The 20,054-nt window shown below is 33.4% G+C and carries 21 protein-coding genes; 7 read left to right on the top strand and 14 right to left on the bottom strand.

Annotated elements, in window-relative coordinates; translation table 11 throughout:
- Positions 1 to 28 precede the first annotated feature (28 nt).
- Both F0362_RS08840 and F0362_RS08835 read right to left on the bottom strand, forming a co-directional pair.
- Complete coding sequence (locus tag F0362_RS08840) at positions 29 to 1,276, bottom strand: DUF445 domain-containing protein (protein WP_000058290.1); 1,248 nt, start codon at positions 1,274 to 1,276, stop codon at positions 29 to 31.
- A gap of 158 nt (positions 1,277 to 1,434) precedes the next feature.
- A complete protein-coding gene (locus F0362_RS08835) occupies positions 1,435 to 2,769 on the bottom strand; it encodes a D-serine ammonia-lyase (protein WP_000658443.1) in 1,335 nt (444 codons plus the stop codon).
- Between the two features lie 149 nt (positions 2,770 to 2,918).
- On the opposite strand from F0362_RS08835, the gene F0362_RS08830 reads away from it, so the two are divergent.
- Entirely contained in the window at positions 2,919 to 3,464 is a 546-nt protein-coding gene (locus F0362_RS08830; RefSeq protein WP_000427659.1) for a helix-turn-helix domain-containing protein, read from the top strand.
- Between the two features lie 51 nt (positions 3,465 to 3,515).
- Here the strand turns inward: F0362_RS08830 and F0362_RS08825 are convergent, their stop codons facing one another.
- From F0362_RS08825 to F0362_RS08800, 6 genes are all read right to left on the bottom strand, one after another.
- Positions 3,516 to 4,196, bottom strand: coding sequence for a prolipoprotein diacylglyceryl transferase family protein (locus tag F0362_RS08825; protein ID WP_000454797.1), 681 nt, complete (start codon positions 4,194 to 4,196; stop codon positions 3,516 to 3,518).
- Between the two features lie 17 nt (positions 4,197 to 4,213).
- On the bottom strand, positions 4,214 to 4,768 hold the full coding sequence (locus tag F0362_RS08820; RefSeq protein ID WP_000733179.1) for a TlpA family protein disulfide reductase: 555 nt from the start codon (positions 4,766 to 4,768) through the stop codon (positions 4,214 to 4,216).
- Between the two features lie 19 nt (positions 4,769 to 4,787).
- Entirely contained in the window at positions 4,788 to 5,501 is a 714-nt protein-coding gene (ccdA, locus tag F0362_RS08815) for a cytochrome c-type biogenesis protein CcdA (RefSeq protein ID WP_000990445.1), read from the bottom strand.
- A gap of 54 nt (positions 5,502 to 5,555) precedes the next feature.
- Positions 5,556 to 6,368 carry a M56 family metallopeptidase gene (locus F0362_RS08810; RefSeq protein WP_000871944.1) on the bottom strand — a complete coding sequence of 271 codons (813 nt, stop codon included), beginning with the start codon at positions 6,366 to 6,368 and terminating at the stop codon, positions 5,556 to 5,558.
- Between the two features lies 1 nt (position 6,369).
- Complete coding sequence (locus F0362_RS08805; RefSeq protein ID WP_000495072.1) at positions 6,370 to 6,786, bottom strand: BlaI/MecI/CopY family transcriptional regulator; 417 nt, start codon at positions 6,784 to 6,786, stop codon at positions 6,370 to 6,372.
- 97 nt (positions 6,787 to 6,883) lie between these two features.
- Positions 6,884 to 7,282: a DUF3942 family protein gene (locus F0362_RS08800; protein WP_000347531.1), complete on the bottom strand. Its 399-nt coding sequence runs from the start codon at positions 7,280 to 7,282 to the stop codon at positions 6,884 to 6,886.
- A gap of 392 nt (positions 7,283 to 7,674) precedes the next feature.
- On the opposite strand from F0362_RS08800, the gene F0362_RS08795 reads away from it, so the two are divergent.
- A complete protein-coding gene (locus F0362_RS08795; RefSeq protein ID WP_000762103.1) occupies positions 7,675 to 8,373 on the top strand; it encodes a peptidase E in 699 nt (232 codons plus the stop codon).
- Between the two features lie 134 nt (positions 8,374 to 8,507).
- Here F0362_RS08795 and F0362_RS08790 read toward each other — a convergent pair whose 3' ends face one another.
- Both F0362_RS08790 and F0362_RS08785 read right to left on the bottom strand, forming a co-directional pair.
- Entirely contained in the window at positions 8,508 to 9,917 is a 1,410-nt protein-coding gene (locus F0362_RS08790) for an MATE family efflux transporter (protein ID WP_000804166.1), read from the bottom strand.
- A 97-nt stretch (positions 9,918 to 10,014) separates the two neighbouring features.
- A complete protein-coding gene (locus F0362_RS08785) occupies positions 10,015 to 10,779 on the bottom strand; it encodes a DUF2087 domain-containing protein (RefSeq protein WP_000997951.1) in 765 nt (254 codons plus the stop codon).
- A 633-nt stretch (positions 10,780 to 11,412) separates the two neighbouring features.
- Between F0362_RS08785 and F0362_RS08780 the strand changes: the two genes are divergently transcribed.
- The gene (locus tag F0362_RS08780; RefSeq protein WP_000669053.1) at positions 11,413 to 11,835 is read left to right on the top strand and encodes a PH domain-containing protein; all 423 of its coding nucleotides are present in this window, start codon (positions 11,413 to 11,415) and stop codon (positions 11,833 to 11,835) included.
- Positions 11,836 to 11,942: 107 nt separating this feature from the next.
- Here the strand turns inward: F0362_RS08780 and fumC are convergent, their stop codons facing one another.
- Entirely contained in the window at positions 11,943 to 13,331 is a 1,389-nt protein-coding gene (gene fumC, locus F0362_RS08775; RefSeq protein ID WP_000456622.1) for a class II fumarate hydratase, read from the bottom strand.
- A gap of 191 nt (positions 13,332 to 13,522) precedes the next feature.
- On the opposite strand from fumC, the gene F0362_RS08770 reads away from it, so the two are divergent.
- Both F0362_RS08770 and F0362_RS08765 read left to right on the top strand, forming a co-directional pair.
- Positions 13,523 to 14,233 (top strand): SDR family NAD(P)-dependent oxidoreductase, encoded by a 711-nt coding sequence (locus F0362_RS08770; protein WP_000759568.1) that lies wholly within the window; start codon positions 13,523 to 13,525, stop codon positions 14,231 to 14,233.
- Between the two features lie 16 nt (positions 14,234 to 14,249).
- Positions 14,250 to 14,630 carry a MerR family transcriptional regulator gene (locus F0362_RS08765; RefSeq protein ID WP_000291852.1) on the top strand — a complete coding sequence of 127 codons (381 nt, stop codon included), beginning with the start codon at positions 14,250 to 14,252 and terminating at the stop codon, positions 14,628 to 14,630.
- A gap of 40 nt (positions 14,631 to 14,670) precedes the next feature.
- Here the strand turns inward: F0362_RS08765 and nhaC are convergent, their stop codons facing one another.
- Positions 14,671 to 16,074: a Na+/H+ antiporter NhaC gene (gene nhaC / locus F0362_RS08760; protein ID WP_000843971.1), complete on the bottom strand. Its 1,404-nt coding sequence runs from the start codon at positions 16,072 to 16,074 to the stop codon at positions 14,671 to 14,673.
- 333 nt (positions 16,075 to 16,407) lie between these two features.
- A complete protein-coding gene (locus F0362_RS08755; RefSeq protein WP_001104663.1) occupies positions 16,408 to 17,067 on the bottom strand; it encodes a class I SAM-dependent methyltransferase in 660 nt (219 codons plus the stop codon).
- A gap of 305 nt (positions 17,068 to 17,372) precedes the next feature.
- On the opposite strand from F0362_RS08755, the gene F0362_RS08750 reads away from it, so the two are divergent.
- Entirely contained in the window at positions 17,373 to 18,560 is a 1,188-nt protein-coding gene (locus tag F0362_RS08750; protein ID WP_000757682.1) for a GTP-binding protein, read from the top strand.
- A 38-nt stretch (positions 18,561 to 18,598) separates the two neighbouring features.
- Here F0362_RS08750 and F0362_RS08745 read toward each other — a convergent pair whose 3' ends face one another.
- Positions 18,599 to 18,910, bottom strand: coding sequence for a DUF3784 domain-containing protein (locus F0362_RS08745; RefSeq protein ID WP_000879380.1), 312 nt, complete (start codon positions 18,908 to 18,910; stop codon positions 18,599 to 18,601).
- 165 nt (positions 18,911 to 19,075) lie between these two features.
- On the opposite strand from F0362_RS08745, the gene F0362_RS08740 reads away from it, so the two are divergent.
- The gene (locus tag F0362_RS08740) at positions 19,076 to 20,041 is read left to right on the top strand and encodes a DMT family transporter (protein WP_000371442.1); all 966 of its coding nucleotides are present in this window, start codon (positions 19,076 to 19,078) and stop codon (positions 20,039 to 20,041) included.
- Positions 20,042 to 20,054: the final 13 nt, after the last annotated feature.

Genomic DNA, 20,054 nt, shown 5'->3' with positions numbered 1-20,054 from the left:
AACCTTCCACAAATGTGGAAGGTTTTTCTCATATAATCGCTTTAATTCCTTCTAAAATTAAGCCAATCATAAATCCGCAAACAGCCCCGTTCACTCGGATCCACTGCAAATCTTTACCGACGTTATTTTCGATCATTTCAATTAATGTTTTATCGTCTAGTTTATCAAGGTTTTCTTGTACAAGTTTTCCAATTTTCGAATGATTCTTTTCAACAAGTGTGACAACTTGCTTTTGTAACCAATCTTCTATTTTTTGAACCGTCACTTCGTCTTCTTTTATTTTATTCATTTGCGTTTGTAAAAATGGAATAACATATGTATCAGCAAATTCTTCTTTGTTTACAAAGGTAACTGCTCTTTGTTGTACTTGCTCCAGCATCTCTTTTATTTTGTCAGTAGCATCCCAATTCGCAATCCACTTTTCTTTCCAATTTTCTAATTCCTGTAGTAAAGCTTCATTTTCTTTTACATTTATAATTTCTTGGCGAATTTTTGATAAGATAAGTTGTCTTGTGCCATTATCTGCATCTTGTAAGCTGTTAATATTGCTAATAATAAATTTCTGCAAAATGCCGCCAATTTTATCTTCATCTACAATATTCATAAACGATTTCAAAGTAAACTGTAAGAATCCATCTACTTTTATGTTTTCCATCGCCTTCATACCTAAGCTTCCAAGCTGGTAACGAGCTTCATCTTGCGCTGTCCAATCTTTCACTTTTACTAATATGTAATCAAGTGTCTTTTCATCATATTCTTGCACAACTAATTGATCAACAAGCACTTGTAAGATGTTACTCGTATTAATTGTATGCAAATATGTTTTAAGTTCTTTTTCAATAATAACAGCTAACTTTTCTGTATCTATTGAAACAATCGCTTTCTCAGCAATCGTTACAATTCCCTTTTTCACAGCATCAGACTGCATTTCTCTCTCAGCAATTTGTAGCACCATTTGCGCTAACTGCATTTCTTTTACTTTATTCGTAATACTTTCTTTCGTCAGCCACTCATTTTCTAACGTATGAATGAGCCCTTTCGTTACTCGTTTACGGTTTTTAGGTAACAAAGCTGTATGCGGAATTGGGATTCCCATCGGATGACGAAATAATGCTGTAACCGCGAACCAATCCGCAAGTCCGCCAACTAATCCAGCTTCAAATCCCCCTTGTATAATCTCTCCAGCTATCGTTCCTTGAAAAGGGATAGAAGCAGCAAAGCCTACTCCCATAACCCCAAGCGAAATACCCGCTATATATTTAGTCTGTAATGACATCGTATACACACATCCTCTTATTATGTAAAATAAAGCTGTTTTGTTATATTTATTCGATATTAGTAATCCTTCATATCTATACTATAAAGAACTATTGTGAAAATAACAAAGATTTTTATGTACATGAAAAAATGAGGCTACAACTAGCCTCATTTTTCTTATATTGTTAATTCCAAACCTTTCTTATAATACCCATTCATCACATCTTCTGGAACCATGCTCCCACCAGTTCCCCACACAATATGAGTACCTTTTTTCACCGTCTCTGTTAACTGTTGCTTTTGTAAATACTCGTTTTCATTTTTACATACATTCACTGGCCCAACCATACCAGCTAATGCAGAAGGCTCTAAATTAATATTTTCCTTATCAGCCAGTTCTTTTAATAATCTATATAACTCTTCATCACTTACTGTGTAATTTCCGTTCAAAAATGGTTCTATCGTTTTACCGACAAATCCAGACGGTCTTCCTACTGCCAGTCCGTCCGCGTCTGTTATATTATCAATCCCGATATCTTGAACGGCGATTTTATCATGAAGTCCTGTCATTAACCCGAGTAACATACATGGAGAATGTGTTGGCTCTGCAAAGAAACAATGGACGTTGTTTTTATACAATAACTTTAAACCAAATGCTACCCCGCCAGGTCCCCCACCTACTCCACACGGAAGATAAACGAATAAAGGATGTTCTTCATCTACTATAATCTCTAACTCTTCTAATTGCTTTTGTAAACGAGATGCTGCTACTGCGTATCCTAAAAATAAATCATGTGAGTTTTCATCATCTACAAAATAACAGCTAGGATCTGCATCTGCTTGCTGACGCCCCTCTTCTACTGCTTTACTATAATCAGCTTCATATTCAATAACATTTACACCTTTATTTCTTAATAAATCTTTTTTCCATTCTTTTGCGTCTGCTGACATATGGACAGTTACGTTAAAACCTAGTTTCGCACTCATAATCCCAATACTTAGCCCTAAATTACCTGTAGAACCTACCGCAATTGAGTATTTTGCAAAAAACTCTCTACATGTGTCACTATCTAAAATAGAATAATTATCTTCCTCTGTTAACATTCCATGCTGCAGAGCTAATTGTTCAGCATGTTTCAACACTTCATAAATCCCGCCCCTAGCTTTAATTGATCCTGATATCGGAAGATGACTATCACATTTTAATAGTAATTTTCCTAGTATAAGTTGCCCGTAATTTTTCTCTAAAGACTGTTTCATTGAAGGTATTTTTACTAAAGGTGATTCTATAATACCATTCGTTTCTTTCGTTTCAGGAAAAACTTTCGCAATATATGGTGCAAAACGCTTTAATCTCTCTTCCGCGTCTTTGACATCTTCTTCATTAAGTGGTGAAGCTGTTATTGCTGTTTCATATTTTTCTATATTCGGGTTTATCCAAAATATTTCTTCTGTTGCAATAAGCTTGTTAACTAATGGATACTCTGCTTTTAATACCTCTATTTCCTTCATTCCGTTTCCTCCTCATATCCTTGTAGCTTGCTATACAATAAATTATAATTAAATTAATTTTAATATAGTTTAACATAAATTATTCATTTTAGTTAATTTTAATTTAATTTATTTAAATATAATTTAATAATCATTAAGGAGAATGTTTTATGGAAAATATAGATATTGGTAAAAAGATTGAAAAGCAAAGAAAAGAAAAAGGTTTAACTAGTAAACAACTAGCAAATATGGCTGAAATTACACCATCTATGTTAAGTCAAATTGAGCGTGGTTCTGCTAACCCTTCTATTCAAACGTTAAAGGTACTCGCAAAGGCACTGGATGTTCCAACATTTAGTTTTCTACTTGAAGAAACAAATACAGACGATTTAATCGTGCGCTCTCATAAACGAAAAAAAATGATTATCGATAATTTATCATATGAAATGCTATCGCCTGATTTCACAGGTAATTTAGCAACAGCAATTATGACTGTTCCCCCAAATACTTCTTCATCAGATAATATTCTAGAACATAAAGGTGAAGAATTAGCATTTGTATTAGACGGAACAATTACATTGTATTTAAATGAAGAAGAGTACACATTAGAAACTGGTGATAGTGTAAAAATACCTGCTTATTTAAAGCATAAATGGGTAAATCAATTCGAGAAAAATGCAATTGTCTTATTTTCTGTTACCCCGCCGATTTTTTAATATATAAAATAAAAATAGCCACGCACGGATACTCTCCGTACATGGCTATTTTTATTTTTTCGGCATGAACAAAATGCCTAAACTAATAACACAAAAACTAAGTATTTGCTGTATTGACAGGCCAAATAGAACCGAGTTTTGTTCACTAATAAGCGAAATAACAATATGAGCAGTCCCCTCACAAATTAGAAAAACACTTATATTTTTTCCAGTTCCTAATCTTTCATTTTTCATCCATAACAAACCAATTACACAAAGGGCGAGGATGATCTCGTATGCGAAAATAGGATGATATAAAAATTTAGATTCATATATTTTCATTCCCCATGGTAGTGTCGTTTGTACACCTACTTCTCGATGGAATAGAAAATAAAAGATACTGCTCACGCACAATGCAAAAGGCAATGCATCAAGTAAAATATGAAGCAAAAATTGCTCCTTTTTACTTTTCCAAACAATGTATGCACTCGCAATTATGCCCCCTATTAAAATGTGCTGCATGCTTCCTACAGCTAGTAATGCTTGCAATGGCGACCTAAAAGCCCATACTGGATTTAAAATTGCCGGTGCAAATTTCCATACAAATACGATAATAAGAAACGCATTTGTTACAGCATCCATCATTTTTTCATACGGTACATTTTGACGCTTCATCTTTCGTTTCATCAGCATAAATCCAAATAGACTTCCAATTATAAGAGATACGGGTTGTAACCTCATGATCCACTCCATCGCTGCAAAATCCCCTCTTAACCCTCAATTAATTTTTGAAATTTCTTTTCTAATTGATCTGGAGGTAATACCCCTCGTACATGATCTACTATAATTCCATCTTTATTAACAAAAAATGTCGTTGGTAAAGAAAATACTTTATAATCTAATCCAGCTACTCCATCCATATCTAGAAGAACTGGAAACTCAAATCCATAGCGATCCGCAAATGCAGTTGCTTCTTGTACTGGGTCACTAACAGTTGCATTTACTGCAAAGATTTCAATATCCTTTTTATATTTGTCATAAAAACGAACTAAGTCAGGTGCCTCCATTTCACATGGTCCACACCACGATGCCCAAAAATTAATAATATATGGTTTTCCCTTCGCATCATTTAGCGAATACAACTTTCCATCTAATCCTTTTAATGTTATATTTGGTGCTTTAAACCCTATTTGTGGTAATACTTCTTTCTCTTTTAACTCCGCTTGTTTCGCTTTTCTTTCCTTTTCTTCTTTCTTTGAATTATAAAAGTTAACACCCGCCCAAACGAGTGCTCCTACTAATATAATAGCAATTAGTTTCTTCACTTTTCTTCCTCCTCATTTTTTAAAATCCTGTAAATCCACCAAATAGGCGAATAAAGAACGCTGTAATTTTCGTCATTTGATTTGTATACAATAAAACACCTGTTACAATCATCATTCCACCGCCAATTTTCATCATGACATTGGCATATGTAACAATCCATTTTACCTTCCCAATAAAGAATGCCATCACGAAAAATGGAACCGCAAACCCAAGAGTATACGCTGTAATATAAAGAAGTGCCCCTTCAGGATTCGTCGCGCCAAGCATGAGTACAGCTGAAAATATCGGCCCAACACATGGCGTCCATCCCGCTGCATATGTCATACCGACTAATATCGAACGAATATATCCAGTCGATTTACTTCTATACTGCACCTTTTTCTCTGCCATAAGCCACTTAGGCTGAAACAATCCAGTCATAAATAACCCCATCAAAACAATAAAAACCCCACCAATTTGTTGAATCAATTTTTGGTTAGATGAGAATGTTATTCCAATCCAGCTTACCGACAAACCTAACGCATAAAATATAACCGAAAATCCAATCATAAAAAATACGGTATGTATAATCGCTGATTTTTGCATAATCCCACGATTCTCTTTTAAATCTTGAATTGAAACACCTGTAATATAAGATAAATAAGATGGATATAGAGGTAAAGAGCATGGCGATATAAATGACAATACTCCCGCCCCAGCTACAAGCCAAATTGTTAAATCTGCTGCGTTCATTTTATTCCCCCTAAAAACACTACACCTAGTAGTGTTAATTGTTAAAAAAAGAGGCTATATGCACTCTCCGACAATAAGTACAATCGACATACAGAATAAACCTAGCGTTACATATACCGAATTTGTATGTAACGGGATAGTAAGCTTCACAACTTTTTCATTTAACACTTGCTCAATTCGTAAATTTATTGCTGTTTTTGCAAATGAAGCTGTCACACATCGATTTTCCATTGTCTTTATTTTAATTAATTTTAATAACGCGCTACCTAACTCGAATGAGGATTTCATTTTTTGCATCGCATATTTATCTGCTGCTAACTCTTGATACGTATGGTATCGCTGTAGCAGCCCTTTTAATATCGGGATGTACAACATTCCTTCTGCTAATAACGTAAAACAAAATAATTTTAGTGGATCCCGATTGTTTTGATGATATTCTTCATGAAAAACAATCGCATCAATTTCTTCCTCTGAAAACGTGTGAATTATCCCTTCTGACATGACAACTTTCGGACGAAATAATCCAATTGTAAATGCTGCAATTTCCTCGGTCGGTAATATATATATTTGTTTTCCTTTTCTAATAAAAGGTACAAGTATTTTTTGTAATTTTTTACTATAGAAAAATTGCCGCCAAACTCTTTTGCACACTATCAGTACAGTAAGTAATAATAATCCAGCTATTATGATACGAATCAACGATAGTTCTTTCATATGTTTTTCTAACTGAAACAAGCAAAACTTTGAAAGAAAGAACGCCTTATTTTGAAAAAGAAATGGATATGTAACGTAATACGTTAACATACAAAAAAAGAGAGTACTAACAATTACTGCTAACAATACGATTTTACGCATTTGCCATTTCATTTTATCGATCCTCTTTTTTTAACTGACTCAATTTATCTTCTAATTTTTTTAGTAAAGTCGGATCAGCCTGCTCTAACTCATCTAACATATGATTTACAACTAAATCTCCAAATTCCCCCATTAATTCCTGCGTCATTTTCTTCGTTTGATTGGATAAGAATTCTTCTTTTGTTTGTACAGCATGATATATGCCACTTCTTCTCACAGTCTGTTTTTCTAAGTGTAGTTTCTCTACTAACCTGTTCATAACTGTCATAACAGTATTAAAGTTCACCGGTGATTCTTCACTTAATTTCTGCTGTACTTCTTTAATGGTAATACCTTCAGTGGACCAAACAATCTCCATTATTTTCGCTTCAAGTGGTCCAAAGAAGTGATTTAACCCTTGCTCATTTAACTTATAATTTTGAGTAAACATAGTATGGCTCCTTTCACACTACAGATTGTAGTACAAATTAAATGAAAGGTCAAACACGAATGATATAAACTGCTATCCACTAATTATGAATATCCATTCATTGTAAACCTAACTTCTCTCCAAATGTATCAAATAGATACTGCTCTAATATTTGTACACTAAACTTCTCATTACGCCCAAGTGCAAATAATTCCCGATTTTTCGCTACGATAGTGTCTAACGGAATAGCTACATTATCCACTATTTTTGTAATTTCAATTATATTACTTTTCACATTGACTTCCGTTTTAAATTCAACATTCTCCAATACTATATGTGAACGTCTTCCTGATGCAAAAAAAGTAAAGTTAGGATTTTTAACGACGCCAATTTCACTCTCTAATGCATATAAATAATGAAAAATTATATCTCTATGTCCATCTTTTATTACTTTTTCATCCTTCTCATCATCTAAGTATTCTTTCAACTTCGTTGTAAATTCAAATCGAAAATCCACTTTTTTCAAGCTCCTTTTTTCATTCTATACCGAATAAATATATTAATATAATTTTACCATATTGTAATACAAGTTCCTATAAAAAGTAAAAAATACGTTTGTAAAATCCCTAGTATTTCCGACGCCTTTATAAAATATATACACTCATTCAATATTAATTAATGAGTCGTTATATCCATTTAACCATATTGTTTCCATATTTTGAAACAATAGTATGCAATATTATATATCAATAAACTGTTTCTAATTCATCACTCTATATAATCATCATTCCCTTTACTATTCCAATATATTTAAACTGTATTTTCTCTTTATTCATTACATTAGAGAAGGAATGTAACTCTCTTCTATCGAATTTTTACATAACAAAAATGATTAGGTGGTGCTTTACTATGAAATTAGCTGTCATTGGTGGTGGTGATTTACAAGATTTAAATCACTTTCATATTAATGAACGACTTATAGAATTAACAAATAAACAGTACCCAAAAATATTATTCATTCCAACAGCTAGTCATGATGATGAAAGCTATATAAAATTATTTTTAGACACGTTTGAAAACCAATTCCATTGTGATGTACAAATTTTACGTACAATAACCGATATGCCTTCTAAATATGAAATAGATGAGATGATTCATTCAGCCGATTTCATTTACCTTGGTGGTGGAAACTATGTTGAAATGCTTACACAATGGAAAGAACATAAACTAGATGAGAAATTACTATTGGCTCTCGAGCAAGGAACACTCATTGCAGGGTATAGTGCTGGTGCTATGTGTTGGTTCACATCTAGTATCCGATCAGATTATGAAGGTTCTGGTTATGTAGAAAGTAACGGCTGGGGGATTGTTAACAAAAGGTTTTGCCCACATTATAATCAATTAAATAGAATGAATGCTTTTCATTCCTTTTTACAAAATCACCAAGGTAATATAGAGGGGATTGCACTAGAAGATGATTGCGCTTTATATATTACAGAAGAATCCTTTGAAATTATCGGTGCACCAGAAAAAGCGTGGGAGTTTTATATGAGTGATAAAAAACTTATTAGACAACATTTTGATATCACTTTAAAAAGCTATTTATAAAGTGAAACTTTAATCAGTGGGGGTTTTCTTCATCCCCACTAATTATTAGCCCTCATCAATCAGGCTTTTGCGAGATAAACATACGCTTCAAAAAAATGTCCCTAAGTATAATAACTTAGGGACATTTTCACTATTTAACTAACTAATCGTGTAATTCGTTTCTTCTGCCATGAAAGCTTATAATATGCATACTGTAATATGAGACTAACAATAAATGCTGCTGGGTATCCAATCCATATCCCTTCAATTCCAAGGCTTGTATGGTAAGAAAGATAATATGCTACTGGTACTTCAACTAGCCAAATTGATACAACACCAATAACAGTTGGCCATAATACTGTACCACTCGCTCGCATTGTCGCACTAATAATTTGTGCATGACCGAAAATTAAATAACTCCATAATGTAATCATAACTAAACTATGAGCAATATCAATTGTAGTTTGACTCGTTAAAAATAGTGATAAAATGTCTCTTGAGAACAAGTAAATAAGAGATATTAACATACCACCGATAACATAGTTCATAATAATTCCAGCCTTTACAACTTTCTGCAATCGATCAAATTGATTTGCACCAATTGATTGTGCCGCAAAAATAGAGACTGTAATGCCAAGGCTAACGGCTGGCATTTGTACATAACTGGCAACTTGATTCACGACGCCATAAGCAGCTGTTGCATCCGAACCATAACGATTTACAAACGCGATTACCGCAATTTCAGATAATGAAACTAATATCATATTAATACTCGCTGGAATACCGAGTCGTAGCAATAGCTTTAACAACTCACCATCCATTCGAAGGTATTTCCTTACCGTTCCATCTAGTTGTAGTGGATGATTTTTCTTCTTTAAATACACTAGCATGACAATAAACGTAATAACTGTCGATATAACAGAAGCATATGCTGCTCCATACACATCTAATTTCGGAGCTCCTAACCAGCCAAAAATAAGAATTGGTAATAAGATCATATTTAGCGCTGTACTTACAATTAAAAAGTAAAATGGCGTTTTAGAATCTCCTGTCCCTCTCATAAATGTTGTGTATGCAAAATATAAAAATAATACTGGCATCGATATAAATAAAATTCTTGCATAATGTACACTTATTTCAATTATATTTTCTGGCGTTCCCATTAGACGCATAATATCCATTGCAAAAATACTGCCTATTATCGCCAATGCAACTCCGATAATAAACGTAAATGTAAGTGTCGTACCAACGATAGCTTTTAAACGATCTTCATTTTTAGCGCCAAACGCCTGACCAATTAAAATAGAACTACCCGACCCAATTCCAATTACGAATGAAACGAGTAGGAAAAATAACGGAAAGAATGCTGATATAGCTGCTAAATCATTGACACCAAGCCATCTCCCTACTACGACCATACCAAATAATTGTCCAACTGATTGAAGTACATTACTTAATAATAACGGTACTAAAAACATAGACATCGATTTCCAAATCGGTTTACTCTCACTTTCTAACTTATGTGACTCCACACCTTCTTTATTGTTATCTGTAGGTGGTTTCAAATTACATTTCTCCTTTTATTAAAAATCTTTTTTCCATCTCTATCTCTTTGTATAGTTGTTATAATGATTTGCTTCTATTCATTTTCTTTCCGCATTATTATAACTTCACCCAATATTGACTTCCATCTACTGTTCTATCTAAAAATCCATATTCAATTAAATATCTTCTTAAAGTCACGAAATCTGGATATACATTTTCTAAAATTGTATTCACTTCTTTTTCGGAATACTTTTGATTACTATCAAACTTTTTCACTAAGTGACGTAATATAATTAATTTACGCTTTTGCTTCTTCGGAAATTTAGAAAGCGGCCCATCTAATCCATCTATAAAATGAGTTTTTAATACTTCATCATTTTCTTCTTCCGTAATATTATATCGATCATCCACCATCGTTGCTGTTCTATGAATTGGTACAAATTTCGTTTGTACCTTCGATTTTTCTTCTGATAATTCCATTAACGCTAAAAATACTTTTGCTTGCTTCATCTTCTCTCGCAATGTAAAACGATGATTACGAATCGTCGATGTGCTACCGCCGTCCATCTCTTTTACAATTTCTTTATCATTCAGTCCCATATGGAAAAACTGAACCATCTTCTTTTGTAAATCGGTTAAACCAGTAAACTTCTTATCAAGATTTAATAAATAATCAAACATAGACGTATGCTCACTATGCATATGCAATTGGACAAACTTCTCTGCTTCATACAAAACTTGATTATGTTGATAAATAACTCCTTTAATAAACGCTTCTCCACATGCTAAACAAATATACTCCTCTGCTTCCTCATCAAACACATACCCTTTTTTCAATTCCTCTACCGACGCATCCCAAAACTTCTCTGAAATATCGTTCACACTAAACACTCCTTCAAAATGTTTATTTAAAAACAAACAAATTACAATTACGTTTATTATCACTTCATCATCTTAACATACAGAAATCAGACATTTCAATGTTTCGTTTACCTATTTTGCAAACTTTTATAAAATCATCTATAAATTTCTCAAATAACCGCTAACTATAATGAAATTATTATTCCATGGAGAAACTGTAATAACTTAATTAAAGTGATATCCGAAATGAAACAAACCCTCTATTTACCTCCTATCAAATATTCCATTTTAACTACAAAAAAGGCGCTTCCTTTTATGGAAGCACCCTTTCATCTTTTATATTTTTTGTAAACAACCTCTACTAAAACTTTACTTGTCTCTATAAATACATGTTTTCGGTTTCCATCCTCAACCATTTTATTTGAACAGCCACTCATAATCATTATACAACTAAATATGACTAGCGCTACATTTCTATTCTTATAAGCCACTTCATGCCACTCCACTATAAAAAAACTTTATTTACATTTATCCTATCAAAAAATTTTACACGAATAACAAACCCCAAAAATATGCAATCTTGCATATTTTTGCGATTCATTAAGATATTGTGATTTAATTTATTTAAAGAACACTTTTATCGAGGTGACTTACTTGAAATTTAAAGCAAAAAAAAATCCATTTCACGTCATTTTCATTATATTATTTATAATTATTTTTTTCATTTCACTATTCTTCCAAAATGAAAATTCTATTTTTTTTACTCTTATGATGCTGTTAAATATCGTGAATCTTTCTTCATTCTATTTTTCACACTATAATATAACGAAATCATCAATTGTTGTAAAACACGGGTTCATACTGCGCACTGAAATTCCATTTGAAGACATTCGTCACATTAAATACTCTGGAAAAAAACTCCGTTCAGAAAAATGGACTCGACAGCAATTAGAAATTGATTACAATTTATTTGATTCCGTGAAAACTTTCGTACCACAAGACGAAGAAAAATTCATTTCACTCTTAAAAGAGAACTGCCCACATATAAAAGTAATCCATTCGACCACTACCAAATAATATTTCAGAACTTACAGTTGTGCAGTTGAAGAAAACATAAAAAGGGATTAAAATTTATATGTGAGAAAGAAGCCCAGATTCGAAATTTCGAATCTGGGCTTCTTCTATTATTCTTTTGGAGCGATCATTTTTTTCGGATCTACAATTTCGTCAAATTGCTCTTCTGTTAATAATCCCGATTGCAATGCTGCCTCTTTTAAAGTTAAACCATCTTTATGAGCATGTTTTGCAATTTTCGCTGCATTTTCATACCCAATATGAGGGTTTAATGCTGTAACAAGCATTAATGAACGATTCACGTTTTCGTTAATTACTTCTTCATCCGCTTCAATACCAACTGCACAATTATCATTAAACGAAACAATTGCATCCGCTAATAAGTGCGCTGATTGTAAGAAGTTATAAGCAATAACTGGTTTAAATACGTTTAACTCAAAATTCCCTTGGCTCGCAGCAAATCCGATTGTTGTATCATTTCCCATCACTTGCGCCACAACCATTGTTAACGCCTCACTTTGTGTTGGGTTTACTTTACCTGGCATAATCGAGCTTCCTGGCTCATTTGCTGGAATAATAATTTCTCCAAGACCACTACGTGGACCACTTGCAAGCCAACGTACATCGTTAGCAATCTTCATTAAATCAGCCGCTAATGCCTTTAATGCACCATGAGTATATACAACTTCATCATGGCTCGTTAATGCATGGAACTTATTTGGTGCAGAAATAAAGTTCTTACCTGTAAATTGGCTAATTTCCTCAGATACCATATCACCAAATTTAGGATGAGCATTAATACCCGTTCCAACTGCAGTACCACCAATTGCTAACTCTTTCATATATGTATTGCTCTCAGCAATCATACGCTCAGTTTTTTCAAGCATACGGTGCCATCCACTAATTTCTTGTCCCAAAGTTAACGGTGTTGCATCTTGTAAATGTGTACGACCGATTTTTATAATATGTTCAAATGCAGTTGCTTTCTCTGCTAAAGTTTCTTTTAACTTCGTAATTGCTGGTAATACGTGATTTTCTACCGCAATTACACATGCTACATGAAGCGCTGTTGGAAATGTATCGTTTGAACTTTGAGACATGTTCACATCATCATTCGGATGAATATGTACGTCAGATCCCTTTTCTTTCAAAATTTGATTCCCGCGGTTTGCAATTACTTCATTCACATTCATGTTAGATTGTGTACCACTACCCGTTTGCCATACGACAAGTGGAAAATGCTCATTCCATTTCCCTTCAATCACTTCATCAGCAGCTTCCACAATTGCTTTTGCTTTCTCTTCTGATAACTTCCCTAGTTTTTGATTGCTAAGGGCCGCACTTTTCTTTAAAATCGCAAATGCTTTTACAATTTCAAGCGGCATTTGCTCTGTTCCAATTGGGAAGTTCTCTTTACTTCTTTGTGTTTGCGCTGCCCATAATTTATCAGCCGGAACTTTTATTTCTCCTAATGTGTCTCTTTCAATTCTGTACTCCATTTTTTCATCCCCTTGAAAATTTAATACCTACATTTCTTATATTAACAGACTTCCCTTCAAATGATAAGGATTCTCACTCGTATATATAAATATTTGATATTTATTTTTTAAAATTCCTCTTGACCTAAACTTAAGTTTAGGCTGTATCCTTTCCATTGTGACCTACTAAAAAGATACTGGAGGAATTCAATATGAAAAAATACGCTTTTGTAACAGGTGCAAATAAAGGAATTGGATATGAACTCGTTCGCCAATTAGCAGAGAAAGGCTATCACGTATTTTTAGGTGCTCGCAATGAACAACTTGGTCAAGAAGCTGTGAAATCTTTAAATATTTCCAACGTTTCTTATGTTCAAGTAGATATTTCAAATTCACAATCCATTCAAAAAGCAATGAAAAAAATGTATGAAACGACTGATCACTTAGATTTACTAATCAATAACGCAGGTATAGCACTAGACTTCAATACGCTACCTAGCAAATTAAATATTGAAACTTTACGTCAAGGATTTGAAATTAACTTTTTTGGAACTTTCCAAATGATGCAAGCCTTTTTACCATCATTAAAGAAGTCAAACAACAGCAAAATAATAAATGTAACAACTGACATGGCTTCACAAACAATGTTCGCTAATGGTGAAACACATCCAATTAATGCTTTAGGATATAATTCTTCAAAAACAGCTATTAACGCTTTAACATTAGCTTTTAGCAAAGAATTTGGTACTAACGGTCCAGCAGTTTTCGGGGTAACACCTGGTTTTACAACTACCGACCTTAATGGAAATGCACCTGGTGGCCATACAACCAATGAAAGTGCTAAGATTATTATTAAATATGCATTAAGTGCAACAAACTATAATGGTAAAATATTAAATAAAAACGGAATTATACCCTGGTAACAAGAGGATGAATCGCATGTATTATACAATTGGTCAAGTCGCCAAAATGCACCACTTAACTATTTCTCAAATACATTATTACGATCGACAAGGACTGTTCCCTTTTCTTCAAAGAAATGAAAAAGGAGATCGAGTTTTTAACGAAGAAGCACTCAAATATTTAGAGATGATTTTATGTTTAAAAGAAACTGGTATGCCTATTCAAAAAATAAAACAATTTATTGACTGGTCCATGGATGGAGAATCTACTATCCTTCAACGATTAGAATTAATGAAACAACAAAAGATAAATGTTTTACAGCACATTCAAGATACTGAAAAGAACTTAAAAAAGATACAACAAAAAATCACTAAATATGAGCATGAAATAACCTCAATAGCTCAAAATACAAAATAAAAAAATCACCTTCTACAATGTGTAGAAGGTGATTTTTCATTTATGATGCTTGCTTTCCTTTATCCGCATCATCTACATACCAAATGAACTTGCCTGTATATCCGTAAATAACTGCTAAAATTAACGATACAAAACTTAACCACATAAATGGAATATATGATAACGTTGCTACCCCTAAAATACCAGCCATAAAAATACCATTATCCGACCATGGAACCATACCTGAAGTTAACGTTCCACCTACTTCTGAGTTACGTGCTAATACACGACGGTCTATTTTTAGTTTATCATAGCTATCTTCCATAATTTTCGGCGTTAAAATAAGTGATACGTACATCGCACAACCAAATACGTTCGCTAAAAATGCAACGATTAATGTAGACAACGTTACATTACCTGCAGAATTTAATTTCTTCTCAAATTTCGATACGATTACTTTAAGAACACCTAGCTTTTCAAGTAATCCACCAAAACCTAAGCCAAATATAATAACGGCTACTGAGCCAAGCATACCGTTAATTCCACCACGGTTTAATAACTTATCGACAAACTCAACACCAGATTGAATTGAGAATCCATTATAAGCTGTTCCAATTGCCTCCCCAAAGTTCATCCCTTGGAAAAGAGTTGCCCAAATTGCACCGATTAAAGCTCCCATTGCAATTGTTGGCATCGACGGTTTCTTCATTGCTAATAGAACGATAACAATGACCGCTGGAACAAGCATCCATATTTTAATATCAAATTGCTTTAATAAAGCTTCTTTTAAAAACTCTACTCGGTTCAAATCTACATTATCCCCGCCGTACATCCAGCCAGCTACAGTAAACATAATACTAGTAATAATATACGCTGGAACGTCTAATACAAGCATAGCTCGAACGTGAGCAATAACATCTACTTTGGCCATAGAAGCTGCAAGAACTGTACTATCAGAAAGTGGTGATAATTTATCTCCGAAATAAGCTCCCGAAAGAACTGCACCAGCAACAAGCGGCAGTGGTAATCCAAGCCCTTCACCAATCGCCATCATAGCTATACCAGCTGTTCCAACTGTTCCCCATGATGTTCCGGTCGCAATAGAAGTTATAGAACAAATAATTAAAGTTGCCAGTAAGAATATGCTTGGGTGGATAAATTCTAATCCATAATAAATTAATGTTGGTACAACCCCACCAGCAATCCATGTTCCAATTAAAGCCCCTACTGCAACTAAAATAAGAATAGCTTCTAATCCATTAGAAATTCCTTTTGTAATTGCATCTTGCAATTCTTGATAACGAAATCCTAACCTTAATCCAAGCGCAATAACTAAAAACCATGAAATAAACAGCGCTAATTGAATTGGGAGATCAAAAATCGTTTGGAAGGAAAAGACGACAGCAAGAAATAGCATTAAAAGAACGATAATTTCTGGTATCGATGGTAATCTTACACTTTTCATTTTTTTCTCTCCTTACAAGTCGATAACATGATGTATGTCGTCTTACATGTATGTAGTATACAATTAGCGAAGACAAAACAAAATTTTCATATTATTTCGATTTATTTTTCCAGTATAATATATTGGACACCTTTTCTATTGTAAAAGTAGATGTTACTTTTCGCAATGGAAAATATAAAAAATGTTACATTTTTATTTAGATAGAATAATCTAAGAATAACTTTTTTAATATTTGCCACAATAAGATTTTTTACTATTATCTTCACCTTTTAAGGACTACCATTTTTCTCCCCAAAAAAAGCACACATCATTAAAATGATGCATGCTCCACTTTTATTTATACAAATTTTGTATTTCTTCTTTATTTTTAAGTATCTCCGAAAACTTATCACTACACCCTTTTGGAAATAATACTCCGAGTCCGTATGAATGTCCAAACTGAAAATGAGGGTGCTTCGCCTTGATCTCATCCCAAAACTTATACACGCCAAAATCACCACTTCTCACTTCAATATCATGAAATAATACAATACCGTTTTTGGAAACTTTAGGTAACCACGTTTTATAATCATGAGAAACAGCTTCATACGTATGATAGCCATCAATATGCAAAAGATTTATCGTTTCATCTTGAAACTGATCTATAGCATCATCAAAAGTAGACCGAATTAATTTTCCTATATTAAGGTAGTTAGCGCTCACAACTTTTTCTACTATTTGAAAAACCCCTTCTCCATATGGACCTGTATGCCCATCTCCAGCCCAGGTATCTACAGCAAAACATTTTGTAGTTAACCCACCATCTTTTACTCCCTGACAAAAACTGAAGAAGGAAGCACCTAGATGTGTACCTAACTCAACTAAAGTGGCTGGTTTTTCAAATCGTACTAAGTCATATGCGAAATTTAAATGCCCACTCCACGCAGATTGTGACCGAATAATAGGACTAAATTTTTCAAAGTCAAACGATGGTTTATGAGTAACCCAGTTCATTGCATATCTCCTTATACACATATTTTTAACAAACCAAATTACTCTTATCTTTATTTTTTTTTCATTGCGATTATGATTATATTTCATAAAAATATGCAGAATTTATTCTTTTGAAATTCAATTAAAGATTCATTGTCTCGCCTTCACTTTAAACCGGATGATTGTCAAAATGATTCCTAATACAGCACAATTTTTATGGTATATCCCAACCTTAAATCGTAATCATTATGATTTATTATTGATTTTTCCTTTCCCATCATTTATTATAAAACGTAATGATTACGATTTGAAGGAGAGATTATTTCATGAAAAAAGTACCTATCACTGTATTAAGTGGTTTTTTAGGATCTGGAAAAACTACCTTACTACATCACATTTTGACTAATAAGAACAACTTAAAAGTAGCTGTTATCGTTAATGATATGAGCGAAGTAAACATTGATGCGTCCCTTATAAAAAAAGGTGGTTTTTCACGCACAGAGGAAAAACTAGTAGAAATTCAAAATGGTTGTATTTGTTGTACACTACGAGAAGATTTAATGATAGAAGTGAATCGTCTTGTTGAAAATGGTGATATTGACTATATAGTTATTGAATCTTCTGGTATAAGTGAGCCTATTCCAGTTGCCCAAACCTTTACTTATACAGATGAAGTTCTTAACATTGATTTAACGAAAAATTGTCACCTCGATACGATGGTTACAGTTGTAGATGCACATAGATTTTGGGATGATTTTGCAGATGGAGAAAGTTTGCTAGACCGAAAACAGGCAATCGATGAAACTGATACTCGGGAAGTTATTGATTTATTAATAGATCAAATTGAGTTTGCAAATGTAATTATTCTTAATAAGATAGACCTAATAGAAAAAGAAGATGTGATAGAACTCCATCATTTACTAAAGAAATTAAATCCTAGCGCCAAGGTTATTGAATCTTCATTTAGCAAAGTACCATTGCAAGAAGTTTTAAACACAAATTTATTTAATTATGAAGAGGCCAGTCAATCGGCTGGCTGGATGCAAGAATTAAATAGTGACCATCATACACCTGAAACGGAAGAATACGGTATTCATTCCTTTGTGTACCGTCGTAAATATCCTTTTCATCCTGAACGCTTTATGAATTGGCTAGAAAAATGGCCATTAGATGTTGTAAGAGCGAAAGGATTTTTCTGGCTCGCCTCTCGTAATACTATGATAGGGCTTCTATCACAAGCTGGTTCCTCTATTACAATTCAAGGTGCTGGTGAATGGATAGCGGCATTACCTGAGGCGGAAAAAAATCAAATCATTACAGAAGAACCAGAAGTATTGAAAAACTGGGATGAACAATATGGAGATCGAATAACTGAACTCGTATTTATCGGAATTGACATGGATCGTTCTTTAATTGAACAATCATTAGATAGTTGTCTATTAACAGAAAAAGAAATGAAACAAGATTGGAATAACTTTGTTGATCCTATTCCAGCTTTTACTTATACTTCATAACAAAGTGAAAAAAGGCTTCCGTAGCATGGAGCCTTTTTTCACTTTGTAGTACTCTTATTTAACATATTTGCTTTCATAAGAAACACCATTGTACCGAAAACAATTAAGGTAGCATATACGACACCAACTACATCACCTATTTTTTCTAAGCCAAACGGTAATAGTATAGTAGCAACTCCGACTATATAGGAAAATACTCCTGAAAGCTTCGCTAATTTATTTTTATCTCCAACAAACGTTTCTTCTTGATATCCTGCCAGCAAAAACAATCTCTTTTTCACATGTATTTGATACCCTAAAAAAATGATAAGTAATCCAACAAATAAACAAACCAAAAATCCTGCTAGCATTTCAATACCACCCTCTCTACAATATTTTACCACGTACAAAAAAAATTCGTCTCCATTATTAATAACTTTTCATCTAATTAGAAGTTTCAGTTTATTGATGCTCTTTTTGTGATATATTGAATATTGTATCCAATATATATTTTTGGAAGGAGGATTATATGTCTTATGGATCCAAATCGATTAAAAGGAATTATAATGGTCATAATCGGTGCTTGTTTATGGGGCTTGTCCGGAACAGCTGCGCAACAACTTTTTCAATATGAAAATGTTTCAACCGAATGGTTAGTTACGATCCGTTTGCTTATATCTGGGGTTATTCTACTCATTATTTCATCATTCGGAACGAGAAAAAAAGAGATTTTTGCCATCTGGAAGCAAAAATCCGACGCTAGTAAAATGATTTTGTTCGGTCTTTTCGGCATGCTTGCTGTACAGTATACGTACTTCGCCTCTATTAAAGAAGGAAACGCTGCTGTTGCAACTTTGTTACAATATTTAGCCCCTATATTTATCACTGTATACTTACTTTTCAAATGGAACGTTCGTCCATCAAAAATTGATTATATTTCAATTACACTCTCATTAGTAGGGACTTTTCTCTTATTAACAAACGGGTCTATGCATAACTTAGCTGTATCTACACCAGCTATCATTTGGGGCATTTTATCTGGACTATCTCTTGCATTTTATAGTTTGTATTCAAAAAAATTGTTAGAAAAGTGGTCTTCATCTGTTATCGTTGGCTGGGGTATGATTATTGGGGGTATTGGTGTAACGATTTTACACTTTGTTTCCACAAACGAATTCATTTTATTATCCACTATAAAGTATGTAAAACTAAGTACCCTCCCGCTCATTACATTTGTAGTCATTTTCGGGACACTCATAGCATTTTATTTGTACTTAGATAGTATAAGATACCTTACGCCGAAAGAAACAACGTTATTTGGTTGTACAGAGCCGCTCGCAGCTATTATTTCTTCCGTACTTATTTTGCACGTACCGTTTCAATCTTTTCAGTTATTAGGTGCTTTTTGTGTCATTGTAATGGTGCTTATATTAAGCCAAAAGCCGGATGAAGGAAAACCGAAGCTAAAACTTATGAGTAGAAAAAAACAAAACATACAATGAAAGGATTGAATTA

The sequence above is a fragment of the Bacillus sp. BS98 genome (genome assembly GCF_008432245.1).
Lineage (GTDB): Bacteria > Bacillota > Bacilli > Bacillales > Bacillaceae_G > Bacillus_A > Bacillus_A toyonensis.
The sequence above is the reverse complement of the archived record's forward strand: the minus strand, read 5'-3'. Positions and strand labels throughout refer to the sequence as shown.